General features: G+C 61.8%; 22 protein-coding genes and 2 pseudogenes. 15 read left to right on the forward strand and 9 right to left on the reverse strand.

Annotated elements, in window-relative coordinates:
- Positions 1-95: 95 nt before the first annotated feature.
- Positions 96-236, forward strand: a complete 141-nt coding sequence (locus GWE18_RS08645) for a hypothetical protein (protein ID WP_275185343.1) — start codon at positions 96-98, stop codon at positions 234-236.
- A 56-nt stretch (positions 237-292) separates the two neighbouring features.
- On the forward strand, positions 293-1,036 hold the full coding sequence (locus GWE18_RS08650) for a Crp/Fnr family transcriptional regulator (protein WP_275185591.1): 744 nt from the start codon (positions 293-295) through the stop codon (positions 1,034-1,036).
- A 117-nt stretch (positions 1,037-1,153) separates the two neighbouring features.
- On the opposite strand, the gene GWE18_RS08655 is transcribed toward GWE18_RS08650, so the two are convergent.
- The 9 genes and pseudogenes from GWE18_RS08655 to GWE18_RS08695 form a co-directional block, all read right to left on the reverse strand.
- Positions 1,154-1,840 carry a cyclase family protein gene (locus GWE18_RS08655; RefSeq protein ID WP_275185344.1) on the reverse strand — a complete coding sequence of 229 codons (687 nt, stop codon included), beginning with the start codon at positions 1,838-1,840 and terminating at the stop codon, positions 1,154-1,156.
- A gap of 35 nt (positions 1,841-1,875) precedes the next feature.
- The gene (locus GWE18_RS08660) at positions 1,876-3,165 is read right to left on the reverse strand and encodes a TRAP transporter large permease (RefSeq protein WP_275185345.1); all 1,290 of its coding nucleotides are present in this window, start codon (positions 3,163-3,165) and stop codon (positions 1,876-1,878) included.
- A 5-nt stretch (positions 3,166-3,170) separates the two neighbouring features.
- A complete protein-coding gene (locus GWE18_RS08665) occupies positions 3,171-3,692 on the reverse strand; it encodes a TRAP transporter small permease (RefSeq protein ID WP_275185346.1) in 522 nt (173 codons plus the stop codon).
- Positions 3,693-3,790: 98 nt separating this feature from the next.
- On the reverse strand, positions 3,791-4,792 hold the full coding sequence (gene dctP, locus GWE18_RS08670) for a TRAP transporter substrate-binding protein (RefSeq protein ID WP_057852616.1): 1,002 nt from the start codon (positions 4,790-4,792) through the stop codon (positions 3,791-3,793).
- Positions 4,793-4,840: 48 nt separating this feature from the next.
- Positions 4,841-5,584: a GntR family transcriptional regulator gene (locus tag GWE18_RS08675; RefSeq protein ID WP_275185347.1), complete on the reverse strand. Its 744-nt coding sequence runs from the start codon at positions 5,582-5,584 to the stop codon at positions 4,841-4,843.
- Positions 5,585-5,712: 128 nt separating this feature from the next.
- Entirely contained in the window at positions 5,713-6,420 is a 708-nt protein-coding gene (locus GWE18_RS08680; RefSeq protein WP_275185348.1) for a substrate-binding domain-containing protein, read from the reverse strand.
- A complete protein-coding gene (locus GWE18_RS08685) occupies positions 6,417-8,558 on the reverse strand; it encodes a molybdopterin cofactor-binding domain-containing protein (RefSeq protein ID WP_275185349.1) in 2,142 nt (713 codons plus the stop codon). Before GWE18_RS08685 ends, GWE18_RS08680 begins: the two co-directional genes overlap by 4 nt.
- Complete coding sequence (locus tag GWE18_RS08690; protein ID WP_275185350.1) at positions 8,555-9,025, reverse strand: (2Fe-2S)-binding protein; 471 nt, start codon at positions 9,023-9,025, stop codon at positions 8,555-8,557. The genes GWE18_RS08685 and GWE18_RS08690 overlap by 4 nt, the downstream gene beginning before the upstream one ends.
- Before the next feature lie 24 nt (positions 9,026-9,049).
- A pseudogene (locus GWE18_RS08695) lies at positions 9,050-10,023 on the reverse strand (tripartite tricarboxylate transporter substrate binding protein).
- Between the two features lie 153 nt (positions 10,024-10,176).
- On the opposite strand from GWE18_RS08695, the gene GWE18_RS08700 reads away from it, so the two are divergent.
- The 13 genes and pseudogenes from GWE18_RS08700 (at position 10,177) to GWE18_RS08760 (ending at position 26,328) form a co-directional block, all read left to right on the forward strand.
- Positions 10,177-11,265: a hypothetical protein gene (locus tag GWE18_RS08700; RefSeq protein WP_275185351.1), complete on the forward strand. Its 1,089-nt coding sequence runs from the start codon at positions 10,177-10,179 to the stop codon at positions 11,263-11,265.
- A gap of 20 nt (positions 11,266-11,285) precedes the next feature.
- Positions 11,286-14,060 (forward strand): molybdopterin cofactor-binding domain-containing protein, encoded by a 2,775-nt coding sequence (locus GWE18_RS08705; protein ID WP_275185352.1) that lies wholly within the window; start codon positions 11,286-11,288, stop codon positions 14,058-14,060.
- Positions 14,057-14,581 carry a 2Fe-2S iron-sulfur cluster-binding protein gene (locus tag GWE18_RS08710; RefSeq protein ID WP_275185353.1) on the forward strand — a complete coding sequence of 175 codons (525 nt, stop codon included), beginning with the start codon at positions 14,057-14,059 and terminating at the stop codon, positions 14,579-14,581. The genes GWE18_RS08705 and GWE18_RS08710 overlap by 4 nt, the downstream gene beginning before the upstream one ends.
- Before the next feature lie 19 nt (positions 14,582-14,600).
- Positions 14,601-15,218: an Isoquinoline 1-oxidoreductase subunit gene (locus GWE18_RS08715; protein ID WP_275185354.1), complete on the forward strand. Its 618-nt coding sequence runs from the start codon at positions 14,601-14,603 to the stop codon at positions 15,216-15,218.
- 118 nt (positions 15,219-15,336) lie between these two features.
- Positions 15,337-16,404, forward strand: coding sequence for an extracellular solute-binding protein (locus GWE18_RS08720; RefSeq protein ID WP_275185355.1), 1,068 nt, complete (start codon positions 15,337-15,339; stop codon positions 16,402-16,404).
- Between the two features lie 5 nt (positions 16,405-16,409).
- A complete protein-coding gene (locus GWE18_RS08725) occupies positions 16,410-17,783 on the forward strand; it encodes an MmgE/PrpD family protein (protein WP_275185356.1) in 1,374 nt (457 codons plus the stop codon).
- 104 nt (positions 17,784-17,887) lie between these two features.
- Entirely contained in the window at positions 17,888-18,640 is a 753-nt protein-coding gene (locus tag GWE18_RS08730) for a 3-oxoacyl-ACP reductase family protein (protein WP_275185357.1), read from the forward strand.
- An 83-nt stretch (positions 18,641-18,723) separates the two neighbouring features.
- Entirely contained in the window at positions 18,724-20,820 is a 2,097-nt protein-coding gene (locus tag GWE18_RS08735; RefSeq protein WP_275185358.1) for a molybdopterin oxidoreductase family protein, read from the forward strand.
- 71 nt (positions 20,821-20,891) lie between these two features.
- Positions 20,892-21,674, forward strand: coding sequence for an enoyl-CoA hydratase/isomerase family protein (locus GWE18_RS08740; protein WP_275185359.1), 783 nt, complete (start codon positions 20,892-20,894; stop codon positions 21,672-21,674).
- A 422-nt stretch (positions 21,675-22,096) separates the two neighbouring features.
- A pseudogene (locus tag GWE18_RS08745) lies at positions 22,097-23,037 on the forward strand (HipA domain-containing protein); the annotation flags it as partial.
- Between the two features lie 333 nt (positions 23,038-23,370).
- Complete coding sequence (locus tag GWE18_RS08750) at positions 23,371-24,426, forward strand: toprim domain-containing protein (RefSeq protein WP_275185592.1); 1,056 nt, start codon at positions 23,371-23,373, stop codon at positions 24,424-24,426.
- A gap of 329 nt (positions 24,427-24,755) precedes the next feature.
- The gene (locus GWE18_RS08755; RefSeq protein ID WP_275185360.1) at positions 24,756-25,691 is read left to right on the forward strand and encodes a DUF2493 domain-containing protein; all 936 of its coding nucleotides are present in this window, start codon (positions 24,756-24,758) and stop codon (positions 25,689-25,691) included.
- A gap of 163 nt (positions 25,692-25,854) precedes the next feature.
- Positions 25,855-26,328, forward strand: coding sequence for a hypothetical protein (locus tag GWE18_RS08760; protein ID WP_275185361.1), 474 nt, complete (start codon positions 25,855-25,857; stop codon positions 26,326-26,328).
- The last annotated feature ends 140 nt before the right edge of the window (positions 26,329-26,468 follow it).

A 26,468-nucleotide genomic window follows, 5' to 3' on the forward strand; every position in this document is an offset into this window, starting at 1 on the left:
GTCGTGCTGCTTCTGCCCATCAAGGATGGGGCCGGGCCACCGCGCCGTTGCTGGTGAGCCTGTTGAGGGCTGCTATCGTGTTGATTGGAGGGTGGTTGTTGCTGCAACAGCCTGCCGCGCAGCTTGATTGGCTGTACTATCTGGTTGCCGGTTCCACGGTTATCGGTGCGTTGACGCTGGGCGCCTGCTTCATTTTTCGGCCGCTAAATCGACCCAGTGGCGCGCTTTCCGGTTGAAAAGCCAGCCCGCGTTGATTACGGAAGGGGTGCATCCCTGCAGTTTGGTCTGGAGTTTGACTGGCGTGCCTCAACAAAGGACGGGTGAAGCTCACGGATTTCCGAGTAGCAAACTGTCGATTTTGCGAAAGCATCCGTATTTTGCCGATCTCGAGGCCGAGGCGTTCGAGCAGCTTTGCCGTTACGCCAAACATTCCACGCTGAAGAGGGGAGCTACGATCTTCTCTAAGGGCGATCCGGGTGTCAGCCTGTTCGCGGTGATTTCAGGCACAGTGAAGATCAGCATTTCCTCGCCGGACGGTCGCAGTGCAATCCTGAACTTGATCGGGGCCGGTGAGATCTTCGGCGAGATCGCGTTGCTTGATGGTTCGGTGCGTTCGGCAGACGCTACGGCAAACAGCAATTGCGAGCTCTTCACCATCGACCGGCGCGAATTCATACCCTTTGTGCGCAGCCAGCCGGGGCTGGCGATGAAGTTTATCGAACTGTTGTGCGCGCGGATTCGTTGGACCAGCGATCAGGTCGAGCAGATCATCCTGCAGAATCTGCCCGGACGGCTGGCCAGTGCGCTGCTTCGCCTCTCCGAAAAACACAAATCTGCACCGCAAGGCCGAACCATCGCGATCACGCAGCAGGAGATCAGCGAGATGGTCGGCATGACCCGGGAAAGCATCAACAAGCAGTTGCGCGCCTGGGCGGCCCGCGATTGGGTACGCCTGGAGCACGGCGCTATCGTTGTGCTGAATGCCGAGATGCTTCGTGAGATGGCAGAAGCGGGTTCGGGAAATGAAGGTGAATAGGCCGGGGACTTGCGGCGACCGCAGGCTGTAACCTTACGCTTGCACCTTGGCATCATATGCGCTGGCCCGAGAATGAAGGGTTGGGGCGGATCGGCCTGATGCCGCCGTTGGTGATGTTCACATGTCAAACACTGCAACGGCGCGGATCGGCGAAGCTGTCCCGCCGCGCCACTTCATCGGCAGGCCGATGAAGGTGAACCGGCCGCGGCCCAGCAGCGCTTCGAGATTGCACAGGCTCTCGATATGGGTGATGTCGAGGTCGAGGCAGGCCTTGTGGACGAGGGCATTCACCTTGCCCTCCGGTCCCGGCCGCATCGAATCGATACCGAAATGCACGATGCCCTGCTGCGCCAGCCATTCGGTGGCGGCGACGTTCACGCCGGAATTGTCGCTCGAATATTCCTTGCGGGGGAATGTACGTTCGTGGTGACCGGTACAGAGCAGGACGGTGCCGCCCTTCGGCACCGGAACGCCGGCCTTCGCCACTGCCGCTTCGAGATCGGCCGGCGTAATCTCGGCGCGAGGTGCGATGTGGCGTAGGTCGATGCAGATGCCCGGCACGATGCATTTCTCCAGCGGGTACTCGTCGATGGGTATGCCGCTCCTGCCGAAATGTCGGGGCGCGTCGATGTGGGTGCCGGCGTGGTCCACCATGGAGATGAACATCGACGCCAGTCCGTGGACGTTTCCCGACTCGGCGAAGGATTCTTCATGGGTCTTCCACACGCCGTGCATGACCGGTGGATGGCCGGGATAGCTTGGCGTGCGATGATAGAGCTCCCGGCTGAGGTCGACGATCTTCACGCGCAGTCTCCCCGCCGCGAACTGCGGCGCCTGAATTAGAATCCGAACATCCTTGGCAGTGCCAGCGACAGCCAGGGTACGTAGGTTACGATCATCAGCACCGTAAACATCACATAGTAGAATGGCCAGATGCCGCGCATCACCTCATCGACCGAAACCTTGCCGATAGCGCACCCGACGAACAGCGTCGTTCCAACCGGCGGTGTCAGCAGTCCGATGCCAAGATTGAGTAGCATGACGATGCCGAAATGGACGGGATCGATGCCGAAGCTCTTCACGACCGGCAACAGGATCGGAGTGCAGATCAGCAGCAAGGGCGCGAGATCGAGCGCCGTTCCAAGCACCAGCAGCATGATGTTCAACCACATCAGCAGCACGTATTTGTTGGCGGATATGGCAACGAAGAATTCGGTCATTTTCGCCGGCATCTGCATCAGGGCGGCGACATAGCCGAAGCACGATGCCGTCGCCACCAGCGTCAGTACCATTGCCACGGTTTGCAATGTCTTGTAGACCAGCAGCGGCAGCTCGGACCATTTGTAGTCGCGGTAAATGAACATCGTGACCAAGAACGCCCAGACGCAGGCGACCGCACCGGCCTCGATCGGCGTGAAGACGCCGGTGAGGATGCCGCCCAAAACGATGACCAGCGTCACGATTCCCCATACGGCGTCACCAAGCATTCTGACCGCCTGTCGGATCGGCACAGGCTCGCCCTTGGGATGCTTGTCGCGATAGGCGTAGAACAGGCAGAGCACCATCAGCGAAAAGCCGAGCAGCAGGCCGGGGAGCACGCCGGCCAGGAACAGGCTGGTAATCGACACCACGCCGCCGGTCGCCAGCGAGTAGATCACCGAGTTATGGCTCGGCGGAATGATGATGGCCTGCAGCGAAGCGCTGATGGTGACATTGGTTGCGAACACCCGCGGATAGCCTTTGGCGGCCATCTGGGGGATCATCACCGAACCGATCGCGGACGTGTCGGCAACCGACGATCCCGAGATGCCACTCATGATCGTGGTCGCGAGAATGTTGACCTGTGAGAGGCCGCCTCGCATGCGCGTGAACCCGACGACCACGGCCGCAAAGTCGACCAGCCGTTTGGCCATGCCGCCCTCGGCCATGATAGCGCCCGCCAGCACGAAGAACGGGATGGTCAGCATCGAGACCTTCCCAACGCCGCTGGCAAATTGCTGCATGACGGCGCCGACCGGCAAGTCGATCCAGAGCGCGCCGACCAGCGACGACAGCGCCAGCGCATACGCGATCGGCATCCCGATCGCAAAGAAGAAGCACATGCTGAGAAGCAGAACCGCGATATCCATGGCAATTACTCGACCGGTACGTGAGCGTCGCTGCCGTCGCGCGGCGGCGGCCCGATGGTCAGGCGCTCGACGACGAACAGCAGCATCATGGCGCCGCTGACCACGATCGGCAGATAGGTGATGCCGACCGAAAGCCACGGAAATTCGTCCACCGAGTTATCCCAGGTGGTATGAACGAGCCGCAATCCCCAAACGACCATGAAGATCGCAATCACGCCCATCAATATCTCGCTGAGGAACAGCGAAGCGCGTCGCAGCAGCGGCGGCAGCAAATCGGTACCCACCGTCATGTTCATATGGATGCGCTGGCGATAGCAGTTGGCCGAGCCGATGAACGTGATGCCGACAGTGAGCAGCACGGCCATCGGCTCGGGCCATGACGAGGCGCTGTTGAGGATATAGCGGGTATAGACGGCCCATGGAATGACCGCGGAGACCAGCACGAGCGCCACGCAGGCGATCACGGATCCGGTCCAGTAAACCGCATCGTTCACACGCCGAAAAATTCCGGCCGTAGAATTGGACATTTTGACCTCGAGAATAACGGCGAGTCAAATCGCTTCGGCAGCTCGGAAGGGTGGCCGGAACGAACGTGTCCGGCCACTCGCCAACCGCCAGCCTGGCGCTAGTTCACCGCTTCGATACGCTTGACCATGGTCGCGTATTTCGCGCCATACTTGTCCCAAACCGGTTTGACGGCCTCCTGGAACGGCTTCTTGTCGATGTCGGTGATGATCTCGGTGCCGGCCGCCTTCATCTTTTCGATGGCCGCGTTCTCCGCTTCATACCAGAGCACGCGCTGCTCGGCCTGCGCTTCCTTGGAAAGTTTCTTGATCAGCGCTTGATCTTCCGGCGACAGCTTTTGCCAGGAGATGCGTGAGAACACCAAAAGCTCTGGAATGATCAGGTGCTCGGTCATCGTAAAATACTTGGCCACCTGATAGTGGTTCTGCGCAATGAAAGATGGCGGATTGTTCTCCGCGCCGTCGACCACGCCTGTCTGCATTGAACTGAAAACCTGATCGAAGCCCAGGGCGACACCGTTGCCGCCCAGCGCGTTCATGGTATCGACGAAGAGCGGATTGCCCATCATGCGCACCTTGAGGCCCTTGAGGTCGGCCATGGTCCGGATCGGCCGCTTGTTGTTGTAGACGTTGCGCGAGCCGGCGTTCATCCAGCACAGCGCGATCAGGCCGGTCTTTTCGTTCGCGGAGATCTTCGCCAGCAATTCGTCGCCGATTTCGCCGTCGATGACTTTCTCCATATGTTTGGAGTTACGGAAGACGAAGGGCATGTTGAAAACGTTGACGTCGTCCACGACGGGGCCGACGGCGCCGACCGAAATACGGGCGATCTGCAGCGCGCCGAGCTGGGCCTGCTCGATCATTTCCTTTTCGCCGCCGAGCTGCATCGAGGGGAACATCTGGATTGTCAGCCGGCCATTGGTGGCGGTTTCCAGCTTCTTACCCATTCGGACGACGGCTTCGACCGTTGGATAGCCCAGTGGATGAACGTCCGATGCTTTCAGCACCATTTTCGTTTGCGCAAATGCGGATGACAGCGGCGTCGTGGTCGCCATTGTGGCCCCGAGCCCTGCGCTTAGCTTGATGAAGTCGCGGCGTTTCATGTTGTTCCTCCTGATGTTGTTTTATCGTTTTGTGGGCTTTTTCGAACTCTAGGGTCGCTCGTCGAAGTACTCCGGATTGATATGTTGAGTAGCCGAGATGTTCTCGAGAAGGCTCTCGAGGTGGATTTCCATCGCCCGCCTTGCGCCCTCCGCGTCATGCGCCTCGATCGCGGTCAGCACGGCCTCGTGTTCGACGATCACCTTTGCGATCCGCCCGCGCTGGGGCAGGGTTAGCCGGCGATAGCGATCGACGTGAACCTTCACCTGCTGGATATATTTCCAGATTCCGGGATACCCGGCGACATCGGCGACTGTAGCATGAAACATTTCATCGGCCTGATGGAATGTGTCGCTGTCTCCGGCAGCGCTGGCCTCGCGCTGTCGTTCCAGGATCGACCGCAGCGCCAGTATCTGGCTCGACGTCGCGCGTTCCGCGGCGAGCCGCGCGGTAGTCTCCTCCAGCGCCTTGCGGATGATGATGGCTTCGGGAAGTGCTGCGACGGGAATGCGCGAAACGAAGATGCCGGACTGGGGATAGACCTCCAGCAGGCCTTCATCCGATAATTTGAGTATGGCCTCGCGAACGGGGGTGCGGCTCACCCCGTAGGAGCGCGCGATCTGCGCCTCCGAGATGGCTTCGCCGGGGCGGCGCTGCAGGGACACCAGCTCGATCCGAAGATCGGAATAGATCCTGGACGCTGCCGTCGCCGCACGCGGTCTGCCGCTGCGGCGAGTGCCGGCGGCTATTCGGCGAACCGTTGAATCCGTCTTTTTCGATGCGCGGGCGGGCATGGCTGCTTTCTCGATTAATATATTAGTATATGAATTGGCTTTGACAAACCAAAAAGTTGTGCCGCGCACTGGTTTGGGGCTGCGTGCGACCGCAGGACTCGCCCACGAGTTGGACGATGCGCTGGCGCCTAGCCTTGTCCGCTGATGAATCCGGCGCGTTGGCGCTGCTCATGTTGTCCGGCGCCGATCAACAAGTCGATCAGGTCCTGGGCTTGTTGGGGGTGGGCGGCGGCGGTCGTGATGCCCGCCGTATACATGGTTGCGAGTTCGCAACCCGGCGGCAGTGAACCGGACAAGGTCACGCCCTTGGTGCTGATGATCTCGGTCGATTGCGTGCATCCGATTGGCCGTCGCGCCTCGGACGCCGCCAACTCGCGCATCGCCGTTGCGCCATTCGGGAAAATCCTGAGGCGGGCGGCAACCTCATCGGCGATGCCGAGCTGCTGAAGCACATTTGCGACGTGAATTCCGGCCGTCGAGGCCGTGGTATCCGGCACGAAGATCGCATCGGAGGCCAGCAAGACCTCGCGCAAATCAGCGGCGCTCCTGACGGCGGCCTGGGGATCGCCGGTACGAAAGGCGAGGGCAGTTTCGACCAGGCCGACATCGGCGATCGAAGTGGCGGCAACCAGCTTCTCCTGTGCCAGTCTAGCGAGAAGCGCCGCGGTCAAGATGACGATGTCAGCCGGCGTGCCCTTGCGCAATTTGTCGGCCATGGCGCCGACCGCGCCAAACTCGCCTGCGATATCGAATCCGGTGTGGGCCTTGAAGGCCGGCGTCAGGCTTCCGACCAGGCCCTGTGCCGCGCCGCCGCTCAGGATGTTCAGGCGGCTCATGAAGTCAATTCCATCGCAGCGATGATGCTGTCGCGCGTGATCGGAAGATGACGCACCCGCACGCCGAGCGCATCGAAAACCGCGCTGGCGATGGCCGCAGTAACCGGTCCGTGGGCAGCTTCGCCGGCGCCGACCGGGTCCATATCCGGCCGCTGGATGATCTCAACCTCGACATCGGGCACTTCACTAAAGCGCAGGATCGGATATTCGGTCCAATTCGTACTGGTGACGCGTTGATGGTCGAAGCGGACGCGTTCCTTCAACACCCAGCTTGTGGCCTGGATGGCGCCGCCCTCGATCTGGTTGATGACGCCGTCCGGATTGATGGCCTCGCCAACATCGACCGCGAGCGTGAGCTTCCTGACGCTGATATCCTCGGCGCTCTCGATCTCGGCGATCGCGGCGCAATAGGCGCCGGTGTTCTTGTAGCGGGCAAAGCCGATGCCATGCCCGATGCCGGGCTGTTTCTCGAGCTTCCATCGGGCGCGCGTGGCCGCGGCACGGATGACATCCTTGGCCCGCTCATCCCGCAGGTGACGCAGCCGGAACGCGACCGGATCTTCGCCACGCTCGGCGGCAAGTTCGTCGATGAAGGATTCGATCGCAAACACGTTGCCCTGCGCACCCAGCGTCCGCAGCGCCGAGGTGCGGATAGGCATCGTCGTCAGACGATGGCTTTCAATCTGCCAGGACGGAAAATCATAGAGCGGGATTGAATTTCGGTCGCCGCCGCCGCCATTGGCCTGCGGCGGATTGGTCGAGATCATGCGCGGAAAAGGATTTGCCAGTTCGAAGCCCGCCAGCAAGGCGGGCTGTGACGCGCGCCCCGGCCGCGCCGCATGGCCGTTGCTCCAGATCTCGTGCCGCCAGCCGACGATTTCTCCCTGCGCATCCAGGTCCGCCTCAATCTCGATCGCCATCGCCGCCCCAAAGGGAGCATCCGACATCTCGCCTTGCCGCGACCACTGCGCCCGCACCGGCCGGCCGCCGGCCGCCCTGGCGAGCAAGACGGCATCGAGCGCAACATCATCGGCGGCATTATGCCCGTAGCAGCCGGCACCTTCCATATGCTCAACGGTGATGTTCTCGACCGGCAGTTTGAGAACCAGCGCCAGATCGGCGCGCAGGAGATAGACGCCCTGGCTGTGGGTCCAGACATGAACGCGGTCACCGTCCCATTGCGCCATGGCACAGGACGGTGCGATCGACGCGTGGGCAATATAGGGGCGGGTATATTGCCGTCTGATGGTTCGCGCCGCAGCGCCAGGTGAAATTGCCGTTTTCTTGTCGATGATCGTCGATTCCGCCGGCTGGGCTTTCAGGAATGAAGCCAGGTCGCCCTCGTCGGGGAGGGGATCGCCATCAGACCAGGTCGCGCCCTTACGCAAGGCTTGAACGGCCTGCTCCGCACCATGTTCGGTCTCGCTGACGACGCCCGTGAAACTGCCATCACGCACGATGGCGACGAGGTCGGCCACCTCACGGGCACCGTCCTCTCTCAATTGCAAAAGCTTCGCCCGTGCATTCTCTGGACGCAGCACGCGGCCGTGCAGCATGCCCGGTAACGCCTGATCATGGATGAATCGCGCCCGGCCAAATACCTTGTCGGGAATGTCGACCCGCTGGACCGAATGGCCGGCCACCGTCCGGCTCGTTACGATTTTTGGCGTTACACCCGGCGCGGCGTCGCGATTGAGTGAGACCTCATCGGCAAGCTCCCAATAGCTGGTCCTGACATTGCCGGGGCCGGAAATAGTGCCGTCCTCGACATCGAGTGTGTCGATGCCGACGCCTAGCCGTTCTGCCGCCTGCTGAAGAAAGATCCGGCGAACTTCGGCGCAGGCATGGCGCAGCGCGCGTCCCGACTGCTGGATGGAAAGGCTGCCCGAAGTTACGCCCTCGTTGGGGCTGGCGGTGGTCGATGCGCGGACCATCTGCACGCGCGACAGATCGATATCGAGCTCGTCGGCGGCGATCTGCGCCAGCGCCGTCACAATGCCTTGCCCGATTTCCACCTTGCCCGGCGAGACCGTCACCTGTCCGTCGCTTGAGAATTTCAGCCATGACGACAGCCTCGGGTTGGCCGCAAGACTGACGGGCAATTTGGGCGGCGAAGGATCGGGCGCCTGCTGGTTCATCCTGCCGCCATTTCTTCCGCTGCGCGCAGCACCGCCCGCACTATGCGGTTATGCGATCCGCAGCGGCAGAGGTTGCGGTCGAGCGCCTCCTTCACCTCCCGGCTTGTCGGCGACGGATTTCGCTTCAACAATGCCGCTGCGCTCATCAGGATGCCCGAGACGCAATAGCCGCATTGCAACGCCTGCTCGGTGATGAAGGCGCGCTGCAGCGGATGCGGCCGTTCGATCGTTCCGAGCCCTTCGATGGTCGTGACGTCCTTGCCCGCCACGGACCACAGCGGCGTATCGCAGGCGGGCACCGCATGATCGCCAATGATGACGTTGCAGGCGCCGCACTCGCCGGCGCCGCAGCCGAAATGCGGTCCGGTCATGCCGATCTGACCGCGCAAAATATCCAGCAATGACCGGTCGGGATCGGCGTCAATCTCGGTCTCGGCGCCGTTGAGGCGAAATCGAACGGTCGGCATCGAGGGCGAACCTTTCAAGGCTTCTTATTGTGGCGGCTTGTCGAATTTCTTAACCACTTCGGCCCATTTCACAATATCGCCGCGCAGGAATTTGTCGAATTCCTGCGGCGTCATCGACATAGGAACGGCGCCTTGCTGAGTCCAGAGCTTGACGACATCGGCCGTTTCACAACTGCGTTCACGGCCGCATTGAGTTTGTCGATAATCGGCTTTGGCGTGCCAGCGGGCGCCATCAAGCCAAGCCAGATCGTGGCCTCATAGCCGGGAATACCGGCCTCGATCGCTGTCGGCGCATTGGGCAGCACGGTTGAGCGCGTCTTGCCGGTTGTAGCCAGTGCGCGCACCTGATTTTCGGCGACGTTGGGAGCCATCGCCGGGACCGCATCGATCATCATCTGCACCTGACCGCCAATCACGCCACTGCGCGCTTCGCCGCTGTTGCGGTAGGGTACGTGGATGACGTCGATGCCGGCCATGGCTTTGAACAGCTCGCCCGCCATGTGGTACGGCGTACCCTGGCCTGACGACGCATAGTTCAATTTCCCGGGCTGCGATTTGGCCAGCGCGATGAATTCCTGCAGCGTCTTTGCCTGCACGGAGGGATGAACCACGATGACGAGGTCGGAATAGTTGACCGGCGCGATCGGCGCGAGGTCGCGCATCAGTTCGTATTTGCGCTGCGGGACCAGCGATTCATTCGCGGTCTGGGTGTTCGACATCATCAACAGCGTATAGCCGTCTGGCGGCGACTTGACGGCTTCCTGCGTGCCGATCACGCCGCCGGCACCGGTGCGGTTTTCGATCACGAAGGGCTGGCCGAAACTCTCCTGCAGGATGGTGCCGATCTGGCGGGCGGTGACGTCGGCAGGCCCTCCGGCGCCAAAGGGAACAATCACCTTTACCGGCCGCGACGGATAATCCTGCGCCAGGCCGGGCGTAGCCAGAAGAGGTGGCGCCGCAACAATTGCTGCCAGCGCGAGCGCCGTTCTCAAGCGCATCATATCGACCTCCCCAACTTGGTCTTTTTCTGCAAGGGCCCGTTTACCGGCCTCGTGCCAAGTCTAGCTATCCGCGCACCGACCGCTAGTCCCCAGAATCAGATATTCGTCAGCGTTCGGCCTATACAATTTCAGGGCGACAAGGAACGCGACATGAGAACTGCCCCCAGCCTGACCGTCGCTGCAATCATGCTTTGGGGCGGGACCGTCGCCAGTGCCCAGACCCTTCCTGCCTATATGGCGCCCATCGCCGGCAAAGCCGCCGCAACACCTTCCGACACCGCAACCAAGGATATGCTGGCGCTCAACACCGGTATGTTCGAGCTCTACGGCGATGCAGCGAAGATTTTCCAGAAGAACATTCTGAGCAAGCATCCGGTGATCCTTGGCCTGTTCTCGGGCGCCGGCGGGCGAATGATCCTCTACCGGCCGGGAATGGCGCCGCTGGACGCGCCGCAGGTACCGATCGTGTATCAATTGCTCAAGTCGGTCGGTCACAGCACGATGGCGCTGGTGCAGGTCGTTGGTCCCTATGTCGATAACCCCGATAACAAGTCCTGGCGCGGTTCAATGCTTGCCTACCGCAGCCGCATGCAATCGGCGCTCGACGGTCTTGATGCAACGCCGATGGAGCCGGGCTGGCGCGACAACAATCGCACTATCCTGCAGAACAATATCGCTTTCATGGACGAATGTATTTCCAAGGGCGTCATTGCCTTCAGCACGCTCGAAGCGTTCGGCAAGAAACAGGCGCCGTATCTGGCGAAGAACGTCGCATGGGCGGCCCAGACGCAGGTCGCGCACTGGATGACGGTACTGGCCGAGTGGAAGGCGCAGCTCGGCGCCGACTGGGACAAGACGTATGCGGCCAGCAACACGATCTACGTCGCGCGTCAGAACAACGTGCTGTTCAGCGTGCTGGCGCAGTTCTTCGGTCCCGACGCGATCAATATCCGCTTGCTGTTGATCGAGACGATTTCCTTCACGACGACGCCGGCGGACATGCTGGAATCGCTGACCCGCATCATCGCCGATCGTTCGGTCGGTGCGCTGTTCTTCGGCAACTACCACCTGATGGATTATGAGCTGATGGGTGGCGATGCGCGCGCCGCGATCGTTGCCGAGAGCGCCAAGCGTGGCATGACGCCGTTCCTGCCGCCCGCCGTTCCCTTCGGCTCGAAGCAATGGCCGACACTGGTCACGCCGGGGCAGGGGCCAGCGACCATCGCTGATTTGAAGTAGTTCCGACAAAGGGCAAAGGCATGCGGCCTTCGCGGCGCGAGTTTTTGACCTGGGTGTCGGCGAGCGGCATTGCGCTCAGCCTTTCGCGTCTAGACTCGGCGGAGGCCGCCGGCTTGCCCCCGCGTGCGTCGCTTCCGGGGCGTGCGAACTGGAATCCGGCCGCCAATGGCGCGGGCCGGGTCGATGGCGTCGCCAAGGTTATCGGCGCGAAGCTTTACGCATCCGACTTCCGTGCGGCCGACCTTCCGGGCTGGCCGGCGAGTACATCGCACGCAATGCTCATCCGCGCACCGGATGCCACGCATGTCTATGTGGGAATGGACCTCGGCCGGCTCAGCGGTGCGTTGAAGCCATCCGTGGTGGTGACCGCGGCCGATCTCGCGAAGATCGGCACGCGCGTTCCCGAATTCTACACCGGCGATCTGTTCTGCCCGCTGGGCAAGACGCCGCTCTATCTGGGGCAACCGGTCGCACTGTTGATCTTCGAGACGTTCGATGCCTTCGATCAGGCGCGTCTTGCATTGCGCGATGGAAAGTTCGTGAGGTTCGGCGAGGAGACCGGCCCCGTCGCGATGCCGGCTTACGGCGCGTATCGGTTTACGCGCGTCGCCGGTGCGACGCCGGACGCGCCCGACGTCTATTCGCCGATCCAGGCCGGCTGGGTCCGCCCCGGGCGCTCGCAGAACTCGCCGCTGCCGATATGGTCGCCGGCCGCAAAGGACACCGAAGCTTCCTATGCCAAGGCGGCGATCCATGGCGAACGGATCCGCGCTGAGCTCGCGGCCAAAAATTCGAACCTTCTGGTGCTGGATCGCGAGTTCGAGACGCAATCGGTCGATCCGATGTTCCTCGAGCCGGAATCCGGTCTCGCCTGGTACAGCAGCAACAACGAAAGCCTCGAACTGGTTCTTGGCGTGCAGTCTCCTTACGAAGCGGCGGAGTCGATCGCGCATCTGCTTGGTGAGGCCCGCGCTCCTTTCAAGCCGGCGCGGATCAATACCCAGTTCACCCATATGGGCGGCGGCTTCGGCGGACGCGATCATACACCATTCGTGCTGTACGTGGCGCTGGCGGCGATGTTCTTTGCTGGGCATCCGGTCCGGCTGGCGCACGATCGCTATCAGCAGTTTCAGGGTGGCATCAAGCGCCACGCCTTCAAGATGCGGTCGCGGATCGGGGTCGATCGGTCGACCGGAAAAATTCAGGCCTTCGCCGCGGATCATGTTCTCGATGGCGGCGGGCTGGCCAATTTCTCGGTCAATGTGGCGACCGTCGGCGCGACCGCCGCGATCGGCATCTATGATGTGCCGAAGGTCGACGTGACCACGGTTGCCGTTCATTCGCGCGGAGTGACCGCGGGATCGATGCGCGGTTACGGCACGCTGCAAACGATGACGGCGCTCGAAGTACTGATTGATGAGGTAGCGGCCGCCTTACCGCTCGACCCGATCGAGTTCCGCCGGCGCAATGCGCTCGCGTCCAAGGGCCGGACCTTGACCGGTAATCCCTACGGCGTTTCGATCCGCACCACTGAAATCCTCGACAAGCTCGAAAAGCATCCGATCTGGCAGCAGCGCGCGCAGCAGAAATCGGGCGCGGCGCAGGGCAGGCTCGTCGGTACCGGTGTTGCGTGTGTAACCAAGGACTATGGCACCGGGGCCGATTGTTCGCTTGGTCGTGTCGAACTGTCCCCCGACGGCAAGATCACGATCTATTGCGATCATACCGAGATGGGCAACGGCATCGGCACCGCGCTTGCCAATAGGGTCGCGATCCATCTCGGTGCGGTCGCTGACGAAGTCTCGGTGGCGCGTGTCGACACGTATGATGCCCTCGGATTGGTTACATCGGGTGATCCCTACACGACGGACCAGAAGACACAGGATGCTGCGGAGAAGAATCCGCGCTGGGTGCCGGCGATCAGCTCGGCGACCAGTGCCTCGATCGGCGCACATGTCGGCACCCACTCGGCCGCCGAAGCCGCGCGCGTCATCTTCCGTTTCGGCCTGTGGCCAGCCGCATTGGAATTGTGGCGCATTGCTGCGAACGATCCGCGCGTAAAGGATTGGGCGAAGGCGCAATGGATGGATGGGCAACTCGTCATGTCCGGTCTCACGCCATTGCCGCTGCCGGCGTTGGCCGCGAAGGCGCATGCGCGCAATTTCGTGACCGGGGCAGTGGCTCACAGCTTCTCCCGCTGGGAATGGTCGCGCGCCCGCTTTCCGCTTTTTGGCGAACAGTATCGCGCGGAGATCGACGCGCTGGCCTTGCGCAGGGGCAACGGCAAGTTCGAACGCATCAACCGCGTCAGCGTCAAATTCCCGCCGACCGACAACAACCGGATCGGCACCACCTATACCTCGATGTGCGGCACGCTGGTCCGCATCGAGATCGAGCGCGCCACCGGCGCGCTGCGCATTGCCAAGGCCTACAGCGTATTCGAATGCGGACGGGCGCTGGTACCCGAGGTAGTAATGGGTCAGGCGCAGGGCGGCTTCGCAATGGGAGTAGGCTATGCATTGCTTGAGACGCTGCCGCCCTTTGAAGGCGGCCCGGGCAACGGCCAGTGGAATCTCGGGCAATATCTCGTCGCGCGTGGATCGGATCTGCCGCTGCACGACCTCGAAATCGAGATGCTGCCGCCCCTGACGCCGGATGAGCCGCCGAAAGGCATGGCGGAAGTCGTCATGGTTCCGGTCGTGCCCGCCATCCTGAATGCGATCTTCGACGCTACCGGCCGCCGCTTCCAATCCCTGCCAGTGACGGCAAGTCTGCTCAAGGGAGTTCTGGCGTGACCAAATTGAGCCTCACGATCAACGGCCGGGCGTACGGCCCGGTCGATGTGCGCGACGAACTCTCGATGAACGATTTCCTGCGCGAATATCTCGGCATGACCGGCACCAAGTTCGGTTGCGGCGCGGCGCAGTGCCTGAGCTGCGCTGTCATCATCGATGATCCCGATGGCACAAGCTACACCAGCCCGACCTGCATCGCCTCGGCGGTAAGCTTTGACGGCAAGACCATTCGCACGGTCGAGGGTCATGCGAAGGAAGGTGAACTCACCGCATTGCAGAAGGCCTTTATCCGGCACTTTGCCTTCCAGTGCGGCTACTGCACTGCAGGTTTTCTCAACGAGGGGCAGGTCCTGCTGGAACGTCTGGCAAAGGCTCCGGTGAGGCGCGCCGATCTCGAAAACACCATCGCCGAAGCGCTCGACGGCCATATCTGCCGCTGCACTGGCTACATCAAATACCATGAGGCCGTGCGCGACGTGATTCTGGCCGACTCCGGGCGCTATCTCGTGGCGAACCAGTGACCGGGCAGGGGAACGCGCCATGAAATCGGAATTGCGGTTTCAGATCGTGGTCGCTCTCGTTGCGGTCGCGACCAGCATGTTTACCGGTTACGCAGCATCCCAAACTGCATCGCATTCGCTTGCCAGCCCCGACAGCTTTGGTTCGATTGCCGATACCGATGCGCGCTCGGCGGCCATGTTCACCGAACTTGGCAAGGTGTTGACGCATCCTCGCTGCACGAATTGCCATCCCGCAACCGACCGGCCGCGGCAGGGCGACGAGGGGCGGCTACACCAGCCGCCGGTCACGCGCGGCGCGGATGGCCATGGCCTTGCCGCGATGCGCTGCTCGATCTGCCACAAGCATGCGAACTTCGAACCCGGTCGCATGCCGGGCCATCCGGAATGGCACCTCGCACCGCGCGAAATGGCGTGGGAGGGCAAGACGGTTGCTGAAATCTGCACGCAGCTTAAGGACCCCGCACGCAACGGCGGGCGCAAGCTCGAGGAACTCATCCATCATATCGGCGAGGATACGCTGGTTGGTTGGGCCTGGGCTCCGGGCACCGGCCGCAGCCCCGTGCCCGGCACGCAAAAGCAGGCCGGTGCGCTGGTCGAGGCGTGGGTGAAAACCGGCGCGGCCTGTCCTGCGCAGTAGCATTTGGGCGTAGCTGGCGACGGCCAGGCGCATCAGCCATGGACAGCGCTCAATCCATAGGAATAATGCCCGGGCTCGAGGGTACTTAACTTCGCCAACAAGCGCGGGGAACGAGAACATGAAACACCCAGGGATTTCACGCCGTCACGTGCTGGCTGGCACAGGGGCTGTTCTCGCAGGCGCAGCATTTTCCACGCGCGTGATGGCCGCAGCGCCGCCACCCGAAGCGGTGACGCCGGCGCTGATCGAAGCGGCCAAGAAGGAAGGCAAGGTCATCTATTACACCTCGACCGATTTGCCGGTCGCGGAGAAGCTGGCCAAGGCGTTCGAGGCGAAATATCCAGGCATCGCGGTGCGCGTTGAACGCACCGGTGCGGAGCGCCTGTTCCAACGCATCGGCCAGGAGTATTCCAGCAACATCCATGCGGTTGATGTCGTGAACTCGTCCGATGCCGCCCATTTCATCGTCTGGAAGCGCGACGGCATCCTGGCGCCTTACGTGCCGGAGGATGTCGCAAAGTTCTATCCGGCCGAGCACAAGGATCCGGACGGCCAGTTTGCGAGCTTCCGCGTCTGGCTCAGCATCATCGCTTACAACACCAATCTGGTGAAGGCGGAGGACGCGCCGAAGAGTTTTGCCGATCTGCTCGATCCCAAATGGAAGGGCAAGATCGTCAAGGCGCATCCGGGCTACAGCGGCACCATCATGACCGCGACCTATCAGATGCAGCGCGATCTCGGCTGGAGCTTCTTCGAGAAACTCGCCAGGCAGAACATCATGCAGGTGCAGTCGTCGGCCGATCCGCCGAAGAAGCTCGATCTCGGCGAGCGCGCGGTGATGGCCGACGGCAATGAATACAACATCTTCCAGATGAAGGAGGCGGGCCGTCCGGTCGCGCCGGTTTACGCCACGGAAGGGTCGCCGCTGATCATCGGACCGAACGGCGTCTTCAAGGATGCACCCAATCCCAATGCGGCAAGGCTGTTCCAGTCGTTCAGCCTCAGCCGTGAGGCCCAGCAACTGATCGTCGATGTCGGCGGCCTCCGCTCGGTGCATTCGCAAACGGTCGAGAAGGCGGGACGCACGCTGCTCAAGGACATCAAGACCATGAAGGATGACGCGGCGGCGGTGGAGAAGGAAAGCGAGGCCATCAAGGCGCGCTACACAAAAATCTTCCGCGTTTGATCAGCATGGCCTCGGGACTGCCCAGGATTTCGGTCGCTGAAACGCTGGCCGAAAAGATCGTCGCACTCAGGCCTGGCGCATTGCCGGAAGCGACCGCGCGCAAATGTGAGGACCTGCTGATCGATGTGGTCGGCCTGTGCGTCACCGCGCGCCATCAGGACTACGTCAAAAGCGCGTTGGCTGGTTGCGACGATGACGGTCCCTGCACGACGATTGGGCACAGGCGCACGCTGAATGCAGCGGGCGCCGCCTTCGTCAACGGCACTGCCGCGCATGGCGAGGATTTCGATGACACTTTCGAGGGCGGCCCGGTGCATGCAGGCGCCGTGATCGTGCCAGCGGTGCTCGCCGCGGGCGAGCGGCATAATCCGGATGGCCGGATGGCGCTGATCGGCATCGCGGTCGGCGCCGAAGTGCTCTGCCGTTTAAGTCTCGTGGTGCCGAAGGCCGCTCACAAGGCCGGTTTCCACCCGACGGCGATCTTCGGCACGATGGGCGCCGCCGCCGGTGTCGGCGCAGCGCTCGGCCTCAACGCCAGGCAGATCGTCGATGCGCTTGGAATCGCCGGCAGCATGGCCGGCGGCATCATCGAATATCTCGCGGAAGGCGCCTGGACCAAACGGCTGCATGCCGGATGGGCGGCGCAATCGGGCATCCGCGCCGCGCTATTGGCGCGGGCAGGGTTCGTCGGACCACGCACAGTGTTCGAGGGCGTGCACGGGCTGTTCCATGGCTTTGCACACACCGCCCAGGGCGACTACGCCGCACTGACCGGTGATTTCGGCACGCGCTGGGTGACGGACACGCTGGCGTTCAAGCCTTATCCATGCGGAACGATGGCGCAGCCCTACATCGATTGCGCGCGCCGCCTGGCCGCGCGGGGCATCAAGCCGGAAGACGTCGCTGAGATCGTCTGTGAGGTAGCGGAGGGCACGGTGCACCGGCTATGGGAGCCGCTCCCCGACAAACAGCGTCCGCCCAACGGCTATGCCGCCAAGTTTGCCGTGCCATATCTGTTGGCCACCGGATTCGTTCATGGCGGCGTCGGGCTCGGGACGTTCACGCAAAGTGCGATTCGCGATGCGCGCGTGCTGGCGCTCGCCGCCAAGGTGAAATTCGTGATCGACCCGGACAATCCCTATCCCAACAATTATACCGGCCACATCCGCATCACCCTCAAGAATGGCAGGGTGGTGGAAGAGCGGCAGCCATATCTGCGGGGAGGCGGGCATGAACCGCTGACGCGGCAGGATGTGATCGACAAATTTCGGCTCAACGCCGAGCACGGCGGCTGGAGCGCCGCACAAAGCGATGCGGCGTTGAAACTGATGGCGGGGCTGTATAACGGCCGTGTCGATTTGGGCTTGCTGCGCAACTGATTATCGTGATGGCCGGGCTCGTCCCGGCCATCCACGTCTTCTGATGCAAGAAGGAAGACGTGGATGCCCGGCACAAGGCCGGGCATGACGTGGAGAGAGAGCAGATGACCAAAGAACTGATAGGCAAAGTCGCTATCGTCACCGGTGCAGGCCGCAATATCGGCCGCGCGATCGCGTTGACTCTGGCGGAGGGCGGTGCGTCGATCGTGGTCAATGCCCGCAGCAATCGTGCCGAGGCGGATGCGGTTGCGCGCGAGATCGAAGCCGCGGGCGGCAAGGCGCTGGTTCATATCGGCGACGTCGCCGACGCTACGGCGGTGCAGGCCATGGCGGATGCTGCCGTTCAGCAATTCGGCCGTATCGATATCCTCGTCAACAACGCGGCGCTGCGTCGCGAAAAGCCGTTCGCCGAGATGGACTACGCCACGTGGCGCGAAATCCTCGATGTGATCCTCGATGGAACGTTTCATTGCGTGAAGGCCTGCCTGCCGGCGCTGCGAAAGTCGGGCGGTGGCACCATTGTCAATATCGGCGGCCTCAGCGCGCATACGGGGGCCAAGAATCGCGCGCATGTGGTGACGGCGAAGGCCGGGATCATCGGCCTGACCCGGGCGCTGGCCCATGACCTTGCCGATGACGGCATCACCGTGAACTGCGTAGTTCCCGGCCTGATCGGCACGCCACGGCCCAAGGACAAACCGGAGCCGGCGCATCATTTGATTCATCAGACCATCGCCGGCAATCGGGGCCTGCCGGAGGATGTCGCTGCAACCGTGCGTTTTCTGTGCGGGCCCGCCGCGCGCTACATCAACGGGCAGGCGATCCACACCAATGGCGGCGCCTATTTGGGCGCCTGATGCATGGCTCAAGGCCGTTTTTGCAGGTGCACTGCCGGACAAACCCCCTCGGCGACCGCGGCGTTTGATGTTACCTAAGGCGCATGAACCAGCATGCCAAGGTCGATATCCGCCATTCCACCTGTCCGCACGATTGTCCGTCGGCCTGCGCGCTCGATGTCGAGGTCATCGACGGTCGCTCGATCGGCCGGGTCCGCGGCTCCAAGCTGCAGACCTATACGGCGGGCGTCGTGTGCGCGAAAGTCGCGCGCTACGCCGAGCGCATTCATCATCCCGACCGGCTACTCTATCCGATGCGCCGCACCGGACCAAAGGGTTCGGGCCAGTTCGCGCGGATTTCCTGGGATGAAGCTCTCGATGAAATCGCAGCACGGTTCGATCAGGCCGAGCGCGAATTCGGCGCTGAATCGGTCTGGCCCTATTACTACGCCGGCACCATGGGGCTGGTCATGCGCGACGGCATCAACCGCCTTTCGCATGTGAAGAAGTATTCGCGCTACTATTCGACCATCTGCGCCAACATTGCGCGCGTCGGCTTTGCCATCGGCACCGGCAAGATCGCCGGCGTCGATCCGCGCGAGATGGGCGTCTCCGATCTCGTTGTGATCTGGGGCACCAATCCGGTGAATACCCAGGTCAACGTGATGACGCATGCCTCGCGCGCCCGCAAGGAGCGCGGTGCCAAGATTGCAGCTATCGACATCTACAACAACGACACCATGAAGCAGGCGGATATCAAGATCCTGCTTCGCCCCGGCACCGACGGCGCCTTCGCCTGCGGCGTCATGCACGTGCTGTTCCGCGAGGGTTACGCGGACCGCGCCTATATGGAACGCTACACCGATTGCCCTGACGAACTGGAATCGCATCTGGCGACGCGTACGCCGGAATGGGCGTCGAAAATCTCAGGTGTGCCGGTCGAGGAGATCGAAGCATTCGCGCGCCTTGTCGGCCAGACCCAGCGGTCGTTCTTCCGCCTTGGTTACGGCTTTACCCGCAGCCGCAACGGTGCGGCGCAGATGCATGCGGCGCTGTGTATTCCGGCGGTGACAGGCGCTTGGCAATATGAAGGTGGCGGCGCTTTCTTCAACAACGCGGCGATATGGAACTTCAACGAATCCATCATCGAGGGCCATGACGCGATCGACCGTACGACGCGTTGGCTCGACCAGTCCAAAATCGGGCGCATCCTGACTGGTGACACGAACGCCCTGAAGGGCGGCGGCCCCGTCAAGGCGATGCTGATACAAAACACCAATCCTGTTACGGTCGCGCCTGAGCAGGCGCTGGTGTGTCAGGGCTTTGCGCGCGAAGATCTGTTCGTCGCGGTGCACGAGCAGTTCGTGACCGAGACGGCTGCCATGGCCGACGTCGTGCTTCCGGCCACGATGTTCATGGAACATGACGATCTCTATTATGGCGGTGGCCACCAGCATATTTCGGTCGGCGCCAAGCTGATCGATCCGCCCGGCGAGTGCCGTTCCAACCACGAGGTGCTGCAGGGCCTCGGCCGCCGCCTCAACGTCGTGCATCCCGGCTTTGACATGTCGCCGCGCGAACTGATCGATGCGACGCTGAAGCAGAGCGGTCACGGTGACATCGAGACGCTGGAAGCGGATCTGTGGCGCGACATTCAGCCGGATTTTCGCACCTCCCATTATCTCGACGGTTTTGCGCACACCGACAAGAAGTTTCACTTCAAGGCCGACTGGGCCAATCCTCCCTTCGGCAATCCGGGCCTCGGTCCCTGGACGCAGATGCCGTCGCTGCCCGATCACTGGACGGTCATCGAGGAGGCGGATGAGAAGCATCCGTTCCGTCTCGCCACCTCGCCGTCACGCAGCTATCTCAATACCAGTTTCAATGAGACGCCGGGATCGCAAGCTCGCGAAGGCGCACCGACGGTGATGATGCACCCGGAAGACGCCGCAAGCCTTTCGATTGTCGATGGCGACGCCGTGACGCTCGGCAACATGCGGGGCGAAACTACGCTGACCGTAAGGGTGTTCGACGGCCTGCGCCGCGGCGTGCTGATTGCCGAGTCCATCCATCCGAACAAGGCCCATATCGGCGGCCGCGGCATCAACATGCTGACCGGAGCCGAAGCGGTTGCGCCGGTCGGCGGTGCGGCATTCCATGACAACAAGGTCTGGGTCAGGAAGGCCGCGCCGGCAGCCTAATTCCCGCTTGCAGTCCACCGCCGTCCTGCCGCAAATGATTGTCAAGCAATTGCAAACAGGTGAGCGGGACAATGACTGACACGAGCAGCGTGATACGCGAAAAGCGCGGACAGGCGTTCTGGATTACCATCAACCGGCCAGACAAGCGCAACGCCATCAATGCCGATGTGGTCGCCGGCATCGCCAGCGGCTATCGCGAAGCGCATGACGACAAGGATGTCCGCGTCATCGTGCTGACGGGGGCGGGCGACAAGGCGTTTTGTGCCGGTGCCGACCTGCAGCACAGCGGCGCTGCCTTCGCGGCTGATTATTCCAAGCCAAATGTCGACTACGCCGACCTGCTGCGGCTGTCGCAGAACGCCACCAAACCCGCGATCGCGCGGGTAGGGGGCGTCTGCATGGCCGGCGGCATGGGCCTGTTGTGCATGACCGACATGGCGGTCGCTGCCGATCATGTGATTTTCGGTTTGCCCGAGGTGAAGGTCGGCGTGTTCCCGATGCAGGTGTTGAGCCTGCTGCAGTCGATCGCGCCAAAGCGGCTAGTCAGCGAATGGTCTTTGACTGGCGAACCGTTCGATGCGCGCGCGGCGCAGGCTGCCGGGCTCCTGAATTACGTAGTGCCGGCGGCCGAGCTCGACGCCAAAGTCGACTGGCTGGTCAGCCGCATCGTGGACAAGTCCCCGACTGCGATCCGGCGCGGCAAGTATGCGATGCGGGCGATTGCCTCTATGTCGTTCGACGAGAGCATCGCCTATACAGAAAGCCAGATCGCGCTGCTGGCGATGACGGAAGACGCCAAGGAAGGCCTCAAAGCCTTCGGCGAGAAGCGCAAGCCGTCATGGACGGGCAAATAGGTCATTCCGAGAAACGACCAGGGCTGCATTCCTCCGAACGTTCCCTTGTTCTCCACGCCTCGACGGGGCACGCCATCCCGCTTCGATCCCTCGCGCGATCATGAGTCGCTCGCCGGAGGCACTCGCTTTCGGGGCCCGCCGTCATTTCATGCCGGCGTCGCTATCACTGCCCCTCTGCGGGTGCCTTCTTAACCGGTCTCGCGACAGCAGTCGGTCCCGCGTCCCGCCGCTTTCAGCGTCGGCGCTATGCTGACGCTCCTGCGGCTGCCTCTTTCCCCGGCCTGCGCTTCGCTTCGGCGCTATTTCTCCGGTCAAACTGACAGATGGCCCATAAATAGTCCATCTAAGGTAAAATGGTCTATTTGTGAGGCATTACCAATCGAGAATTCGGAGCGCAAAGCAAGAACGTCGATCCGGGTAGTGTCGACGAGTTCACCTATCTGTTGGAATCCGGCTCAGACCGCATCGGCGCACTGGATTTTCAGGCATCCTCCGCGAACTACGTGGCACGAGAAGGAGCTGACGCCTCTCTCCACGACCTCCTGGGCGCCGCAGCGCTGGTTGAAGAGGGCGTTCCACTCCCGGCCGAACTCGATCAGGCCCTTCTCAATGGAAGCTCGATCGGGGGGCTCGCCCCAAGGTGATGATCACGTCGGGCAACAAGAAATTTGTTGCGAAGTTCTCATCGCAGAACGACCTCTACGCCGTCGTCAAAGCCGAGTACATCGCCATGCGTCTCGCCTCCGAAGTCGGCCTGACCGCTGCCCCAGTGAGCCTTGAGCGCGCAGCGGGAAAGGACGTCCTCCTCATCGAACGCTTTGATAAAGTGGAAGGAGGCTGGAGCCGGAAAGCCATGGTTTCTGCCCTCACGCTACTTGAACTAGACGAACTGATGGCCCGCTATGCCAGCTATGAGCAACTCGCGACCATCATTCGTCATCGGTTTCAAGCGCCGAGGGAGACTCTAAAAGAACTCTTTGCCCGAATGCTGTTCAACATTCTCTGTGGAAATACCGATGACCATGCGCGCAATCACGCTGCTTTCTGGAACGGCAACGAACTGTCATTGGGCCCCTGCCTATGATATCTGCCCGCAAAATCGGACAGGCGGAGAGCAACGCCAGCCATGTTGATCATGGGCCAGGAGCGTACAAGCCAAATCGCTCTGTGCCTGAAAGCAGCGCGGCTGTTTCTGATGAGCGATGCCGAGGCAATCCTGCTCGCGACCAACCAGGTCAAAACGATCAAACGCCGCTGGTCCGCCGTATGTGACGAGGCAAATCTCAGCGAGGTCGATCGAAATTTCCTCTGGCGCCGCCAGTTCTTGAACTCATTTGTCTTCCTGGAAGCACCGAAAGCCTAACCAGGTTGATTGACTAGAAATCATCTCAACCGTGCCTCGTATAGTCGATGCTACTCATGTTGGAGAGGGGGAAAGCCCGCGCGAAGAAACCTGCGTCATTTCAGCTGTCGGTTGCGAGTCGTACGTGAGAGAGTGAGAGGGGAATCGGATTCTCGTGACGGGTTGGAGGTCGAGAGAGAGGCTTTCGGCCGCCCGTCGCGGAGAGTCGAACATGACAAGCATCAAACTCAGGCCGTCCGGTGATATTCCCTTCAACAAGGTTGCCTTGGGCCAGCCCAACGTCTGCCGCGTGAAGGCCGGCACTTCGGTGCTCGACCGGAGGGGGGAATGATCATGAAGAGGCATGGTTCCGAGCTGGCATTTCGCTTGGCGCATGAGGCCGAGGCGGTATGCCGTCATTATCTCTCTAACGGCCGGCGCATTGGCAATTATTGGCAAGTCGGCGACGCCAGGAACACAACTGGCCGCTCAATGTTTGTACGATTAATTGACGATGCGTCCGGCAAACGCGTCGCTGGCAAATGGACCGATGCGGCTACAGGTGAGCATGGCGATCTGCTCGACGTGATCCGTGAAAGCTGCGGCTTGGTCGATTTTCACGATGTTACCAAAGAGGCGCGGCGTTTCCTCAAGCTACCGCGACCCAAGGCGGATCCAGCGCGGCGATTGAGCCCTTCGTTCGTATCGAGCGGCTCGCCGGAATCGGCGCGGCGACTATTTGCCATGTCGCAGCCAATTGCCGGTACGATCGTGGAAAGTTATCTGCGGATGCGCGGCATCACGGCCTTACACGATGTAGGCAGTCTTCGGTTTCATCCGCGCTGCTACTACCGCCCCGATCCACAGATGTCGACCGAGACATGGCCGGCGATGATCGCGGCAGTTACCAATCTCGATGGTGAGATTACCGGTGCGCATCGCACTTACCTGGATCCGAGCCGGCTCGATCTCTGCAGCGGCGGTAAAGCGCCGATCGAAACGCCACGGCGTGCGATGGGCCATCTGCTCGGCAATGCCGTTCGGTTCGGCTTCGCTGACGACGTGATAGCTGCAGGCGAGGGAATTGAAACGATGCTGTCCATCCGCAGCGTCTTGCCAGATATGCCGATGGTAGCGGCTCTTTCCGCCGCTCATCTGACCGCCATCCTGTTTGCTGCAACGTTGCGCCGGATCTACATCGTCCGCGATAACGACCCTGCCGGCGATGGCGCGGCAGAGAGCTTGAGCGCACGGGCTCGAATGAGTGGAATCGAGACGATTCCACTGTCGCCGCGTTCCGGGGATTTCAACGAAGATATCTCCAATCTCGGCATCGATGCGGTTCGAGCAGCCTTGCGTGTTCGGCTTGTTCCTGAAGACGTGGCGCGCTTCATGAGTGCCGGAGTTTGAACCGAGACAGGAAAATGATCCGCGCCAACCGGGCTGACGCGCCTTGCCGCTCGCTGGTTTCCCATCATGCCGGAGAGGACCGCACCCCGGCCTTCTGAGAGGGCGACCTTGCGGCAAGCGGTCGGGCCAGGCAATGGAGGGAGCCGGCTATTTTCCGTCGCGCCCTCGCGGGCGCTCTACATCGCGAAGCAAAATAGCCGGCTCCCGCCATCCTCCGCTGCGCTTCGGCCGCTTCGCAGCGCTCCACGGTGCAAGCCCTCGCCGCCCGCCGCCCGTCGTCGCCATGAAGGCCGCGATGGGCGCGGCCAAACCGGCAAAGGGAAGCCTCCATGACGACTGATCGCGACGAACAGACCTACGACCTGCTCACGACATCTCCCACCGATCACGTCCTCACAGAACTCCAGCTCTACGGCTATCACCCCTTCCAGGACGAACCCGACCCCAGACCGCTGCCGGAAGCGCGCACCGTAGCCAACGCCGTCGCCGACATCTTCGATGCCCTGATCGCGACGCTCGGCGAGACCCGCCTCGAACCGGACCTCGACAATCTGCTGTGGTCGACAGTCAATCTCTTCCACCACGCCGCCGAGCGAATCGAACGCGATCTCGATGACAATGAACTGGCGCAAAGACGCGGCCAGAAGGATCAGGATGGCTCGGAGATCCGCTCGGTCGAATTGGAACGCCTCATCGCGGAGGGTATGACTCTTATCGAACGCCGCAATACTATTGAGTTCTTGCGCGACCAGGCGGCCGAGCAGTTCGAACGCCACACCGGATCACCCTGGCGACCCCGCTCCGGATCGTTGGTGAATCACCGCGCACTGACCGCAGCCATGATTGACAGTCGCGACTTTCTTGCAGCAAAGCGTCGCGCAGCCCTTGAGCCGCTTACGCCCGCAGGGACCAAGATCGCTCTCACCGGTGGGCTCGATTGCAACGATCACCGGCTGATCTGGGACACGCTCGACAAAGTCCGTACCAAATATCCCGACATGGTCCTGCTGCATGGCGGATCACAGAAGGGCGCCGAACGAATCGCCTCCCGCTGGGCCGATCACCGCAAAGTACGGCAGATCGCTTTCAAACCGGACTGGACCCGGCACGGCAAGGCGGCCCCCTTCAAGCGCAACGACCAGATACTAGACATTTTGCCGGTTGGGATAATGGTGTTCCCAGGCACCGGTATCCAGGACAATCTCGCCGACAAGGCGCGGAAGCTCGGTATTCCCGTCTGGAAATTCGGTAGCGGCGCTGCGTGAGCGCCGCAGTCACGGAACAGCGCGAACCTCTGGCCTGACGAAAGAGAGACGTCGATAGCAAATTTCCATTCTCTTCAACTCTCGTTCTCGGCTACATTCAACCGTGAGCCGCGGTGGTGGTGGAAGGCGTAACCCCGCAATACTTGTTACGGGACCTGTCACCATGATCGTTATTGGCATTCTTCTCAATATCGCCGGACTTGGCTTCCTCTGTTGGGCATTATTCGTGCTGGCAGTTTATGCGTTGCCGTTTTTCGTTGGCACGACGGCAGGGATCTACACGTATCGAACTGGAATCGGTCCGATCGGCGCCGTCGTCATTGGCTTCGTCGCGGCTGCCTTCGGACTTATGACCGGGCAGTATATTTTCTCCGTCACCCGTTCTCCCGCTGTCCGTCTCGTTATTGCGCTGCTGTTCGCCGCTCCAGCGGCATTTGCCGGCTATAACGTAACCTTCAGCCTCGGCAATATCGGCGCTGTCCCGCAATGGTGGCGCGAGGCCTTCGCGCTGGTCGGCGCGGTAGTCGTTGGATGCATCGCCTGGGCACGCATGGCGATACCGGCAACCCCTGTTCGCGGAGGATGTTGTTCGGGTTCAGCTCAGCCGCCGTTTCAGAGCCAATCTCGGGGTCGGTGACTACGGATTCGTCTTCTCAGTGACGGTTAGCCAGCTTTCCGTACGTTAGGTTTTCTCCTCGATCCCTAGGTAGTGCCAATCCTCGGATTGCAGCGCCATTCTTGACGCTAAAACAAAGCGGAAACCCAGAGCGATGCCGA

The sequence above is a fragment of the Bradyrhizobium sp. CSA112 genome, from assembly GCF_029051645.1.
GTDB lineage: Bacteria > Pseudomonadota > Alphaproteobacteria > Rhizobiales > Xanthobacteraceae > Bradyrhizobium.